Genomic DNA, 12,403 nt, shown 5'->3' with positions numbered 1-12,403 from the left:
TTGGCGCTGGTTCTTCCGATCGTAGGACGGTGCCCACCGTCCGGTTTGATCCAAGTCAAGCCGCCGCCGGGTGAGACAAGTCTCGTAGCTGCAGAGTGAGCACCCTGCCTTGCGATGCAACAGGGCTGCACTGTCGAGAGCGGTCCGCATGGCTGCGCACGCTAGGTGTTTGCCGGCGACTTCCTGTTGTCCAACACGCTGTCGAGCGTGCGCATCCAGTCTCCGCTATCGGTCTTGTCGGCAAGACCGTCCGCCTGAAGCAGATCCCGCAACTGCGCGTGCGCGCCGACGATGCAGAACGTGATTCCGCGCGAGGCGAGCTCCTGGTGAAGGTCGTGCAGCATCCGCGACCCCGCGAGGTCGATGAATGGCGAGGCCGACAGGTCACAGGCCACCAGCTTGACGTCGGGAGAAGCCCGAAGCGTGGCCAGCACCGTTTCGAAGATCGTCTCGGCATTGACATAAAGTAGAGAGGTTTCCGGGCGGAACGCGATGATCCCGCTCAAAGGCTCCACGTCGGCATGTCGTGCCCGGTCGGAGTAGCGGCCGCTACCAGGAAGACGGCCAAGGAAAGCGATATTCGGCTGCGAGGCGCGCAACAGCAGCAGGAAGATCGAGGCGACGGCGGCCAGCAGCACGCCCTGCAGGATCCCGAGGAACAGCACGGACACCAGCGCGATCACCGCGGCATAGAAATCGATCCTGCTGATCCGCCACATTCTGGCGAGCGCCGGAATATCGACCAGTTTGTAGACCGCCGAAAAGACGATCGCGGCAAGCACGGTCTTCGGCAGATTGGTCAGAAGACCGGTGAAAAACAGCAGGCAGAGTGCGAGGGTCACCGAGCAGAACACGAGCGCCAGCGGCGTCCGCGCGCCGGCGGCGTCATTGACGGCCGACTGCGACAGGCCGCCCGCAACGGGGTAACCATGCCCAAGGGCCGCCGCGAGATTGGCCGCGCCGAGCCCGAGAAACTCCTGCCGGACATCCAGTGCATAGCCGTGCTTTGCCGCAAAGCTTCGCGCGGCGGATACGCCTTCCACGTAGGCCAGCACGAGGCATCCGGCGGCAATCGGAAAGAGATCGTCGAATTCGAGCAGGCCGAACGTCGGCAGCGCGAGCGCCGGCAACCCGGTCGGGATCTTGCCGGTCACCGGCAATCCCATTTCTGCAAGTCCAAGCACGGAGACAGTCAGGATCGACAGCGCGACCACCGCGAGCCCAATGGGCTTGCCGGGCAGCCTGCGCTCACCGAGCAGGAGCAGCACGGTCGCAGCTACACCGATGCCGAGCACCAGCGGCCTGGTATCGCCGAGCTGGCCGGCGATCTTGATCGCGCGATCGAAGAAATTGTGGCCGCCGCCTGCGACACCGAACAAGCTCGGCAGCTGGCTCATGATGATGGTGAGCCCTGCCCCGGCCTTGAAGCCCACCAGGATGCTATCGCTGATCAAGCGCACCAGCAGGCTGAGCTTGAACAGCCAGGCGATCAGGCAGAGCAGCGCGACGCTGAAGGCAACAACGCTGACGATCTGCCCGTAACGCGTGGCATCGCCGCCGGCCAATACGCCGACAGCGCCGGCGATCATCAGCGAGATCGCCGAGGTCGGCCCGACCGCGAGTTGCCGGGAGGAGCCCAGCAGGGCGTAGCCCACGCCGCCAAGCAGGTAGCCATAGACGCCGATCTGCGGCGGCAGGCCGGCGAGCCCCGCATAAGCCAGCGACACCGGGATCGCATAGGCCGCCAGCGTGACGCCGGCGATTGCATCCGCCCCAAGCCAGGATGCGCGATAGCCGGCGAGCCAGCTCGCCGGCGGAAACCGGCGCATCCAACTCGTCTCCTCCTGGATCGACATCGAGCCGCCCTGCGAAGCCGCAATGGTCGCACGTGGTCGCGCCAGAGAGGCCGATGCTCGTTGACTCAGATCAAGCCTCGTTGCCGGCGATGTGCTTCTCATCGAGCTCAGCTCGATTGTCGTGACCTGCACATTTGCCAGATGACCGCTGGAGCGCATGGCATGCGTCAGCACCGCTTACGGATCCTCGCAACCGCCGCCCTTTTGGTGCTTGGCCTGACCGCTCCAGCACGCACCGAAGACAAAGGCGCATCGCAGCGCATCCAGGAAGAGATCTGGGCGTTGCCGCTCCCGCTACCGATGTTCGCCTACCTGGTCCGCCCTGTGGGCGATGGCCCCTTCCCGCTGGTCATCATGAATCACGGCGTGTCGCTGAACGCCAGGGATCGCAGCTTCTTCCCGCTGGTCGAATTTCGCGACGCAGCAATGTGGTTTGCGCGGCGCGGCTATCTGGTGGTGGCGCCGGTCGGCACCGGCTATGGCGCTGCGGCCATCGATATTCCCGAGCGCGGTCTTTATGGGCCGTTCTTCTCCAAGGTCGGGAAATGCACCAATCCGAATTTCCTCGATCCGGGCCTCGCCGTCGCGCAGGTCGATCTCTGGATCATCGACTACATGGCCGCGGAAAAGCGCACTCTGCCGGACGGCGTCATCGTCGTCGGACAGTCGGCCGGCGGCTGGGCGGCGATCGCGCTGTCGAGCCTCAACCCGCCGCAGGTCAAGGCCATCATCACCTTCGCGGCCGGCCGCGGCGGTCGGGTCGACGGCAAGCCCAACAACAATTGCAATCCCGACAGACTGGTCGAAGCGACCGGCTTCTTCGGCCGTACCTCGCGGGTGCCCATGCTGTGGCTCTACATCGAGAACGACACGTTTTTCGGGCCGGCGCTGTCGAAGCGAATGTATGAGACATTCATGAGCGCCGGCGGCCGGGCCGAGTATCACCTGTTGCCGCCGTTCGGTGACGAGGGGCATTTCCTGATCGGTTCTCCGGATTCCATTCCCATCTGGTCGCCGTTGGTCGAACGATTTCTGGACAAGGTTCGCTAGGGGCCAAGCCCACGGGAGAGCATCCATGATCCGATATGGTGCTTTGGCGACGTTGGCGCTGTTGGCGGCGAGCTTTGGTGCCGCGCACGGTCAGCAGGCGCCCGCGCCACCGGCCGCGGTCAAGGACGGCGGCGAGGTGACGCCGCGGGGAGCGCGTACAGCGCGCGACGTCAAATTTGGCGAGTGGCGCAAGCTCTGCTTCAACGCCGCCGGCGCCAAGACATTATGCCGAACGTCGATCACCGGCACCTTCGCGACCGGCCAGACCGCCGTTCGCATCGATCTGGTCGAGCGCGAGGACGGGACCGCTCGCCTGCAGCTCTTCCTGCCGGTCGGGATGTACCTGCAGGCCGGGGTCAAGCTGTCGGTCGACCAGATGGAAGTTCATCGCCTGCCCTATACCTGGTGCGTAACCAATATGTGCATTGCAGCCGATGTTGCCGAACCCAAGCTGATCGAGGAGATGGACAGCGGAAAGTCGCTCTCGATCGATGCCGTCGACACCAGTATTCTGACGGTGACGACATCGGTGCCGCTCAACCGCTTTGCGACCGTACGCAAGGGAGCGCCCGCGCTGACGCTCGATCAAGCCATTGACGAATGATTGGAACCCGCAGCCGGGCTAAATCACGCCGGCCAACAATTGTTCGATCGGCTGCATCAGGGATTTTGCCGTGAATGGTTTGGTCAGATAGGCCGCGCATCCCGATGCCATCGCCGCCATGCGGGTAGCCGGGTTGTCATTGCCGGTAATGTAGATGACGGGCACATCGACGCCCTGATCCGTCAGGCGATGACGCAGTTCAATCCCGGAACCGTCGCTGAGATTGATATCCAGGATGATGCACAGCGCGCTCTCGAAGCTGCCATACCCGAGCAAGGCACTTCCGGTCTCGAACAATCTGGATGCAAATCCATACTCCCGCAGCAGCCGTCCGATGCCACGGAGCATGGAGGGATTGTCATCCACGACGAAGACGAGTTTCGCGGTAGGCAAATCCTGAAGCCTCTACGTTATCGCTGAACCAGACCTTCGACTTGCTGCGCAACGTCCGCCTTGGACGAGAATGCACGGCAGTCTCACCGGCACGCGACATGGTCGCGGCCAATACCGGAGATACGCGCCGTCACAGAGCTTTCATATTGTACCATGGGACATGGACGGCTCCAGTGGCCCGGGCGGCTCAGCCCTTGACTTCGCCATCAAGCTCGCGCGCGCCGAGACGCTCGGCGATCGAGACCAGCTCGGCAAGCGACTGCACCTGCATCTTCTCCATGACCTGGTGACGATGCGCCTTGATCGTGCGTTCCGTGGTGCCGAGCTCATAGGCGATCTGCTTGTTGATCCGGCCGCGTACGATCAGATCGAACACCTGCCGCTCGCGCGGGGTCAACCTCGCCAGCAACGCGCGAAGCGAGTCGAGCCTGGTTCGCTGGCTACGAACCAGCTCGTGCCGCGCAACGGCGCGATTGATCGCATCGATCAGCTGCTCCGATGCGATCGGCTTGGTGAGGAAATCCTCGGCTCCGGCCTTGATCGCCTGCACGGTCGTCGCTGTGTCGGCGTGTCCGGTGAGGAAGACGATCGGAAGCGTCGACTCCAGCTCGTTGAGGCGGATCTGCAACTCCGGACCGCTCATTCCGGGAATGCGCACGTCCAGCAGGATGCAGCCGGCGTCCTCATCGCTCGGCAATCGATCGAGCAGTTGCCGGGCCGATGCATATGTCGCAACACGGTAGCCGGCGAGCTTGAGCCTGCGCTCGAGTGCTGTACGGAACGAGTCGTCGTCGTCGACAATATGCACGTAAGCGTGCATTACCCACCCTCCTATGCGACCGACGTAAATACAGCGTTGGCTAGATTAGCACTGCCTCCCGCCAAAGTAAGAGCCCAAACGAGCTACGCCGCCAGCGGCAACGAAAGGTGAAAAACCGCTCCGCCGCCGGACTGGTTCTCGGCCCAGATCTGACCGCTGTGCGCCAGAACGATGGTCCGCGCGATGGACAGGCCGATGCCCATGCCCTGCTCCTTGGTGGTGAAGAACGGATCGAAAATCTCGTTCAGCCTGTCCTGGGGAATTCCCGGCCCTGAATCGGAGATTGAAATCACGGCCGACGCCGCCCCGTTGACGTCGGTACGACCGATGATGGTGCGTCCATAGGGCATCTTGGCCATCGCATCCATGCTATTGACCACGAGGTTGAGAATGACCTGCTGCAGCTGGACCGGATCACCTTTCACCCGCAGGGTCTGCGGCGACGTCTGCAGGTAGATCGCGACGTTGCGCGTCGAGGCCTGCAGCTTGAGGAAATCGAACGCCTCCCGCATGGTCTGATTGAGATCGATCTCCTTCTTCTCAAATGGCGCACGCTTCAGCAGACTGCGCATCCGGCGGATCACCTCGCTTGCGCGCAGGTCGTCGCGCTTGATGTCGGAGATGATTTCGCGCACCTCCTGAAGGTCGGGCGTCGGCGAACCAAGGATCAGCTCCGCCGTTTCCGCATTGGTCAGGATCGAGCCCAGCGGCTGGTTGAGCTCATGGGCGATCGAGGACGACAGCTCTCCGGCGGTCGCCTGCCGATTGATGTGGGCAAGCTGCGACAGCTGATTGCGGGATTCGACCTCGGCCTTCCGCCGCATCTGCCGCTCGTGCAGCAGGAACCCAATCAGCAACGTCTGGACCAGCAGCGCAGCGCCGAGCGCAATCGCCCGCCAGCGATACCTTTCAAAAAAACTCGGTTCACGGAAGCGAATTTCGCTGCCTTGCGGCAGCCTGGCTTCGCTCACGTTCCAGCGCCGCATCTGCCGCCAATTGAAGATCGGCTTCGCAGCATCGACGATCGACGGCGGCAGGCTCTCTGGCGCATCGCCATCCAGGATTCGCAGCGCCCTTTGAGCCGCGTCGGCTCCGATCAAGGACGGGACGATGACGAATCCACCGATGCCGCCCGGCTCGAGGAATGTTTCCGCCGCGACCACGATCGGACGATGTGCTTTCGCCGCGACGAATGCGAGGGCATCCGAGGGCGGATAGTAGTTGCCTTTGCCGTCGCTATAGAGGCCGGTGTAGATGATCGCGCTGTGGTCGGGGAGTGCGGCGACCTTGTCGATGACGTCAGGCATCGGACGTCCGATAATCTCGACGATCTCGAGGCCCGGGATGCCGGCCGCAACCTGGTCTTTCCAATTGCGAAACAGAACCTGCCGTTCCCAATCCGCGCCAACCAGCACGACGGTCTTGAGGTTTGGCACGACCGCGCGGGCAGCCGATACGGCATCCTTGAATTTCAGGCTGAGGATGCCGCCGGTGACATAGGGAGGCGGTCGCATTCGCTTGAAATCGGCCTCCTCGACCAGTGCGAAGACGATCGGCGTGTCGGGCCAAAGCTGCGGGCGCCAGCGGAGCGCAAGCTCGAGCGCCGCCGCACCAACGGCAACGACGACGCCGATCGGCCGATCGCGATATTTCTCCTCGAGAAATCTCCGGAAATCCTCCTGATAGGCCTCGCCACCGAAGCGATTGAGATCGAGGCTTTCGGTGTAGATGGTCGTCGGAGCGTGACCGTGTGCGCTCACGGCATCCCTCAGTCCAATGAACACCTGATAGTAGAAGGGGCCGCGCCGATCGGACTGGTCCAGCACCAGCATGGAATGCGGGCGCATCTCTTGCGCCCAGAGACCAGCGGGAGAGAGCAAGATACCCAGAAGGATGATCAGTCCTGAGAACCGAATTGCCTTGCCCATAGCGCTCGGAGCCGGAGATCAGCGGGTTCGAAATCTAGCACCCCGTTATCGCCGAGAGAATTGAAATTTCATCCAACACGTCCGCACCAAATTACAAACAAATCGCCGCATTCGCGCCACCCTGTCCTTTAGGACAATGACCTCAGGACCAATAGAGACCGATCGAGCCTTGTCGTAGTCATTTGCGCGGACAAGCATGTCGAACCGCGGGGACGCCGCAAGTACGGAGTGAGTTGGTCCATGTTTGCTCACGTCAACGTCAGACCGGTCAATGGACCGGGCATCCTCGGCGGGCTGACTGCCCAGCACGCCAACTTCATCACCAGCGAATTCCACTACCGAAAGGGCGCCGAGATCTACGGCGAGAAGGAGCCCGCGGAGTACGTTTACCAGGTCATTTCCGGCGCGGTCCGCAGCTACAAGCTCCTCTCCGACGGACGGCGCCAGATTGGCGCCTTTCATCTTGTCGGAGACATTTTCGGCCTTGAGAACTCCGAATTCCATCGCTTTACCGCCGAAGCTGTGGTCGACACCAATGTGCGCCTGATCAAGCGGATGAGCCTCGAACGGGGCGCCCATTCCGATTCCGCGCTGGCTCGCAACCTGCTGGTCATGACCACCAGCAACCTGCAGCACGCCGAGGACCATATGCTGCTGCTCGGCCGCAAGACCGCGCTGGAGCGGGTCGCCGCATTCCTGCTCGAAATGGATCGCCGGCTGACGGGAGTAGGCGTCGTCGCCCTGCCGATGTGCCGGCGTGACATAGCCGACTATCTCGGCTTGACCCTCGAGACCGTATCGCGCGCGCTGTCCAAGTTGCACGCCTACGGAGCCCTCGACTTCCTCGGCTCGAACCAGCGCGAAATCATGCTGGTCGACCGCGGCAAGCTGGCCCAACTCGACAATTGAGCGCGACTTAGGGGGATTTCGCGAGCCCGCCCTGGCGCTCGATGGTCTTCTGCAGCACCTCGAACAGGACCGCAGTCGACCAGCCGAACATCAGAATGCCGTTCATGGCCGCCATCGGTCCGATCAGCCGCCACTCCTTGACCGGAACGACGTCGCCGTAACCGAGCGTCGTGTAGTTCACAAAGGCGAAATAGAGCAGATCGCTGCCGGCGGGTGCTGCGCCAGCCGCCAGATAGGCCAGCGACCACACCACGATCTCCAATGTGTGCGCCACCATCAGGATCAGCGCCGCCGCCACCATCACGCCGCTGAGCTGCAGCCCGAACCGGCCGGTGGCGCTCAGGGTGACGTTCCGCAGCAATCCGATCACCCCGACGGTGAACAACGAATGAATCACGATGTTGATCGCACTGACCGCCGATCCCACGATGAGCTGAAATAGCATCACTGTTGTCCTGCAAGCCGGGCACGGTCGTCCCGGATCCAAGCCGTGACCAGCTCCCAGGCGACTGCGAGAATGATCGGCCCGATGAACAGGCCCACGATGCCGTGGGCAAGCGTCCCGCCGATCACGCCGACGAATATGACGAGCGCCGGCGTGGTCAGGCCACGCCCCATGACCAGCGGCTTGAGCACATTGTCGAGGACGCCGACGACCAGGAAGAACAACGTGAAAGCAAGCGCCGTCGTGAAGTCCTTGGCCGACCAGAGCCAGATGATGACGGGAAGCAGCACGATCGCCGCCCCGATCTGCACGATCGCGAGCAGCATCACGACAAATGCCAGCAACCCGGCGTTCGGTATCCCCGCCAGCTTGAAGCCGACCCCGGCCAGCAATGATTGCAGGACGGCGACGCCGATAACGCCCTGGGAGACCGCCCGGATGGTCGCGCCCGCAAGGTCGAGGAAGTGCTCGCTCTGCTCCGGCACGACGCGGGACAGGAAGCTCCGGCATGCGGCAGCAAGCTGCCGGCCGTGGGGAAACAGAAACCCCGCGAGGGCGACCGCCAGCAGAAACTTAAGCATCCCGACGCCCGCATTGCTTGCGAACGCAAACAACAGCCCTGCGAGCGGCTTCAGATGCGGCACGACCTCGCGCAGCACCGCGCGCAGATTGGTCGACGCCCTATCCCAAAAGTCGTACAGCGGACCGCCGATCAGCGGCCAGGCCTTGACCTCCGGCCACGGCGACGGCACGAGAACATTACCGGCGCTGAGTTGTCCGGCGAGCTCCCTCACGCCCTCCACCGCCCCGATGCCGAGCCAGGCCGCCGGCCCGATGACGACACCTAGTGTAACCAGGGTCAGAACGAGAGCCGCAAGGCCCGCGCGGCCACCGAGCGCCCCTGTGAGCCAATTGAAGACCGGATAGAGCGCGACCGCGAGCACCACGCTCCAGGCCAGGATCGGCACGAACGGGCGGACCAGGACGAACGACCAGTAGATCAGCAGCGCCAGCAATCCGAGGCGAATTGCCAGCTGGATGAATTCGTCTCCGGCCACGAGCTGGCGAAGGGTTCTCAAGAGCGTGCTTTCGATTGAGCGTCAGCAGGCACACGGGAAGCAGTGTCATCGCCTCTCCACATGAGGCTTGATCCAGATCAAGCGTCGCGCGTCCGGTTTCTTGGAGGGGAAACGGCCCCGGTTCGGGGGTAGGAATCGGGGCCGCCGCAGCTTGGTCGAGATGCGATCACGGCCGGGATCACGAGACATGATCGCGGTCGCATTAGGCGTCGGACTGCCGTCCGCGGCAATTGTCCCAAGGTGCAGGGTCGATCGTCTGCGCCGCCAAGAAGCATCCGTGGCCAGTTTGATTCAAATCAAGCTTCGGTCGGTGGCGGCTGACAGGCTCGATTGAGCGTGAACTGGAAGCCGGTCTCGACTTGGCTGCCGCTCGATCATTTATGGCCCGTGTCACCCGCGCCTGGAGGACGTCATGACGAAACCAAAGCCTTGCTGGCCTTCGTTCTGCTTGCGAGCACGATCGGCGTCAGCGCGAGCCGCGCGGCTCCGCTGCCGACCAACGTCGCTGCCATGAAAGGCGCGGTCGACAACAGCGCCGTTCAGGTCCGTTGGGGCGGATGGGGCGGTGGCTGGGGCTATCGCGGTTGGAGAGGAGGCTATGGCGGCTGGGGTTATCGTGGATGGGGTTATCGCGGATGGGGCGCCGCCGCCGGCGCGATCGTCGGCGGAGCCGTCGCGAGTTCGGCCTACAGCGGATATCCCTATTACGGCGGCGGATATGGTTACGGATACGGTGGCGACTATTGCTCGCCAGGCGGCAGCTATGGCTGCGCGCCGGCCTATTACGCGCGACCGCGCTACTACGGATGGTAGGCCGGCAGTCAAGCGCCGGGCGGGCCTCCGATGACGTCACCGGAGACCGAGCAGCGATCGCCGGTAGCCGCTTTCGCGGGCTTCATTCCTGCACACGAAACCGCCATCGAAGCCCCTGGCGTAGCGGCTCTGCCCCTTGAGATAATAGCGTCCGCGGCGGAAATCGAGCCAGACAACGCTATCGCCGGGACAATGACGCTGAGCCTGGGCCTCATAACGGAAAGGCGTCAGCGGCAGTGCAACCGCCTGCTGTGCGCAGCAGAACAGAAAGATCGTGGCGCAGGCCGCAATACCGAACCTTGCCGCCATAACGTCTCGACGTCCGATCGAATTTGCAGTCAGCCTGAAGTGCATCCATCACCGCCGGGCGTATCCGCGCCGTGCTGAAATGGTGCTCATATCGCCAAGGGCGCGCGCGCACGCAAGGTTCGCTCAGAGCGATAGCAATCCAAAGGCGAACGCCGCGGTCGACAGCACCCCGCCTGCCATGACCAGCACCTTGAACGCAAAATCGCCGTCGATGACCTCAAGCCAATGGTTCAACCAGCCGCGAGCGCGAGCCGACGGGCTTGCGCGCACGATTCGACTAAATGTGTCGCGGCCGTTCGCCATGATCGTCATGGTAGATCACGGTGAAGAGGGGTGGCCAGTGCAGCTTGTGCCACCTAATCGAAATCACTTGCGACAACCTGGCTCACCCAATCGGGGTATAGCAGCCGGCCGACGGCGCGACACACCCGAAACGGCTTGATTGTGCGTGGTCAGCGCCTCGCGCCCTTCCCGGTCGCTGCTTCGTAGGCGTCGCGATAGCCTCTGGCGATCGTCCGAACGCCACGCCCGATGTCGTCATAGACATCGTCAGGCAGGTTCGCGAGCGATACGCGAAGCGACCATTCGGGCGCGTCGAAACCGCCGCCATTCAACAGCACGATCCCGTGGGCTTCGGCCAACCTGAACGCGAGGTCCAGCGGATGGACATTCTTCTTCAGGTGCTCGACGGCATCGTCGCCGATGTTCTTGCGGGCCCAGAACTCGAAATCGATCAGGGCATAGTAGGCGTCGTAGTTCGGATTAGGGATCAGCTTGTCGGCAAGCCCGAGGCCGTCGAGCATCGACCACAGGCGCTTGTTGACGATTTCCATGCAGGCGGCCTGATAGGCCTTCTTCACGTCCATCATCTCCGCGAGCGAGAACAGGCTCATCATCACCTGCTGCGGCAACGACAATCCCGCGGTGTGGTTGAGCGCCACGTCGCGGCTGTCGGCGACGATGCGATCGATCAGCTTGAGCTTGCGCGGTTCGAGCGTGAGCGGCCCGTAACGCTTGTCGAGCGCCTTCACCGCTTCGTCCGGGAGCTTCGCGATCATCTTGTCGAAGATGTTGTCTTCGTGGATGGCAATGGCCCCGAGCCGCCATCCCGTGCAGCCGAAATACTTCGAATAGGAGTAGACGCCGATGGTGTTGTGCGGCAACTCGCCGAGCAACGAGCGGAAGTCGTGCACGAAAGTGCCGTAGACGTCGTCGGTGAGGAGCATCAGGTCAGGGCGCTTGGTTTTGACCAGATTGGCCAACTTGGCGATCGTCTCCTTGCTCAACGCCATTCCCGGAGGGTTGGACGGATTGACGACGAAGAAGGCCTTGACCTTCGGATCCTCCAGCTTCTTGATTTCCTCGTCGGTGAACTGGAATTTGTTCTCCTGCGGAGCCCTGATCTGAACGACCTTCAGGTCGTAGTCTTCCAGGTGCGTCATCTCGATGTAGGGCGTGAAGATCGGCGTCGCCAGCGCAATCGTATCACCGGGCACCAGCAGCCGATTGGCCTTCAGCGACTTGAAGAGGTAGCACATCGCCGCCGTGCCGCCCTCGACCGCATAGATGTCGAATTTTCCGGCCGGCCGAGGCTCGCCGCAAACCGCCCACATCAGATATTCATGCACGATCTTTTCGTTATGCACCAGCATGCGGTCCGGCACCGGGTAATTGTCGCCGATGATGGAATCGACGAGCTCGTGGACGAAGGCGTCGGGATCGAAACCGAATTTCTTCACCGCAAAGGGCAGCATCTCGGTCAGGAAGCTCGCGCCCGGCATATCCTTGTGCTGTGCGAGCCAGGCCTCGAACCGTCCGGCAATACCCTTTGCCTGAGGCATGCCCCCGATGCCGGCCGGATGCTCCATCACCCGTTTGCTCTCGGTGATGGCGAATTGGCCCAGCAGGAAGAAGCCTTCACGCGGCGTCGTGGCCACCCAGTTGGGGTTGCCCCGCCCGGCGTTCAGGAAGGGCATCTGACTGCGCTTCGAATTGCTCTTCGCTAGGTTGATCAGCTCGTCCTTGATCTCGAAGGGGCTCAACGCCTCAAATTTCTTTAAGGTCAGCAGATCGGCCATTTGACACTCCCGGGATGATCCAAGGTGTTGGAATGGAGGCGGACAGGCTTCTCGCCTGCGCAATCGCGCTCAGCATGACGGCCGGCCGGTGACGAGCCTTGATCTATGTCAACGGTCTC

13 protein-coding genes are annotated in these 12,403 nt (G+C 62.7%); 4 read left to right on the top strand and 9 right to left on the bottom strand.

Annotated elements, in window-relative coordinates; genetic code table 11:
* Positions 1-161: 161 nt before the first annotated feature.
* Entirely contained in the window at positions 162-1,856 is a 1,695-nt protein-coding gene (locus XH92_RS09065; protein WP_194458903.1) for a SulP family inorganic anion transporter, read from the bottom strand.
* Positions 1,857-2,018: 162 nt separating this feature from the next.
* On the opposite strand from XH92_RS09065, the gene XH92_RS09060 reads away from it, so the two are divergent.
* Together XH92_RS09060 and XH92_RS09055 are read left to right on the top strand one after the other, a co-directional pair.
* On the top strand, positions 2,019-2,906 hold the full coding sequence (locus tag XH92_RS09060) for a S9 family peptidase (RefSeq protein WP_246788348.1): 888 nt from the start codon (positions 2,019-2,021) through the stop codon (positions 2,904-2,906).
* A 25-nt stretch (positions 2,907-2,931) separates the two neighbouring features.
* Positions 2,932-3,510, top strand: coding sequence for an invasion associated locus B family protein (locus tag XH92_RS09055; protein ID WP_194458901.1), 579 nt, complete (start codon positions 2,932-2,934; stop codon positions 3,508-3,510).
* An 18-nt stretch (positions 3,511-3,528) separates the two neighbouring features.
* On the opposite strand, the gene XH92_RS09050 is transcribed toward XH92_RS09055, so the two are convergent.
* The 3 genes from XH92_RS09050 to XH92_RS09040 form a co-directional block, all read right to left on the bottom strand.
* Positions 3,529-3,903 carry a response regulator gene (locus XH92_RS09050; RefSeq protein ID WP_194458900.1) on the bottom strand — a complete coding sequence of 125 codons (375 nt, stop codon included), beginning with the start codon at positions 3,901-3,903 and terminating at the stop codon, positions 3,529-3,531.
* Between the two features lie 187 nt (positions 3,904-4,090).
* Complete coding sequence (locus XH92_RS09045; RefSeq protein WP_194458899.1) at positions 4,091-4,723, bottom strand: response regulator transcription factor; 633 nt, start codon at positions 4,721-4,723, stop codon at positions 4,091-4,093.
* An 83-nt stretch (positions 4,724-4,806) separates the two neighbouring features.
* The gene (locus tag XH92_RS09040) at positions 4,807-6,570 is read right to left on the bottom strand and encodes an ABC transporter substrate binding protein (RefSeq protein WP_194458898.1); all 1,764 of its coding nucleotides are present in this window, start codon (positions 6,568-6,570) and stop codon (positions 4,807-4,809) included.
* A 321-nt stretch (positions 6,571-6,891) separates the two neighbouring features.
* Here XH92_RS09040 and XH92_RS09035 point away from each other — a divergent pair, with 321 nt between their 5' ends.
* Positions 6,892-7,560 carry a helix-turn-helix domain-containing protein gene (locus XH92_RS09035; RefSeq protein ID WP_194458897.1) on the top strand — a complete coding sequence of 223 codons (669 nt, stop codon included), beginning with the start codon at positions 6,892-6,894 and terminating at the stop codon, positions 7,558-7,560.
* Between the two features lie 7 nt (positions 7,561-7,567).
* On the opposite strand, the gene XH92_RS09030 is transcribed toward XH92_RS09035, so the two are convergent.
* Together XH92_RS09030 and XH92_RS09025 are read right to left on the bottom strand one after the other, a co-directional pair.
* Positions 7,568-8,005 (bottom strand): potassium channel family protein, encoded by a 438-nt coding sequence (locus XH92_RS09030; RefSeq protein ID WP_194458896.1) that lies wholly within the window; start codon positions 8,003-8,005, stop codon positions 7,568-7,570.
* On the bottom strand, positions 8,005-9,084 hold the full coding sequence (locus XH92_RS09025; protein WP_194458895.1) for an AI-2E family transporter: 1,080 nt from the start codon (positions 9,082-9,084) through the stop codon (positions 8,005-8,007). Before XH92_RS09025 ends, XH92_RS09030 begins: the two co-directional genes overlap by 1 nt.
* Before the next feature lie 429 nt (positions 9,085-9,513).
* Between XH92_RS09025 and XH92_RS09020 the strand changes: the two genes are divergently transcribed.
* Entirely contained in the window at positions 9,514-9,897 is a 384-nt protein-coding gene (locus tag XH92_RS09020; protein ID WP_194458894.1) for a hypothetical protein, read from the top strand.
* Positions 9,898-9,933: 36 nt separating this feature from the next.
* Here the strand turns inward: XH92_RS09020 and XH92_RS09015 are convergent, their stop codons facing one another.
* From XH92_RS09015 to aspD, 3 genes are all read right to left on the bottom strand, one after another.
* Positions 9,934-10,206, bottom strand: a complete 273-nt coding sequence (locus XH92_RS09015; protein WP_246788347.1) for a hypothetical protein — start codon at positions 10,204-10,206, stop codon at positions 9,934-9,936.
* A 123-nt stretch (positions 10,207-10,329) separates the two neighbouring features.
* The gene (locus tag XH92_RS09010; RefSeq protein WP_194458892.1) at positions 10,330-10,518 is read right to left on the bottom strand and encodes a hypothetical protein; all 189 of its coding nucleotides are present in this window, start codon (positions 10,516-10,518) and stop codon (positions 10,330-10,332) included.
* 140 nt (positions 10,519-10,658) lie between these two features.
* A complete protein-coding gene (gene aspD / locus XH92_RS09005) occupies positions 10,659-12,284 on the bottom strand; it encodes an aspartate 4-decarboxylase (protein WP_194458891.1) in 1,626 nt (541 codons plus the stop codon).
* Positions 12,285-12,403: the final 119 nt, after the last annotated feature.

Source organism: Bradyrhizobium sp. CCBAU 53421 (assembly GCF_015291625.1).
In the GTDB taxonomy this organism is placed as follows: domain Bacteria; phylum Pseudomonadota; class Alphaproteobacteria; order Rhizobiales; family Xanthobacteraceae; genus Bradyrhizobium.
The sequence above is the reverse complement of the archived record's forward strand: the minus strand, read 5'-3'. Positions and strand labels throughout refer to the sequence as shown.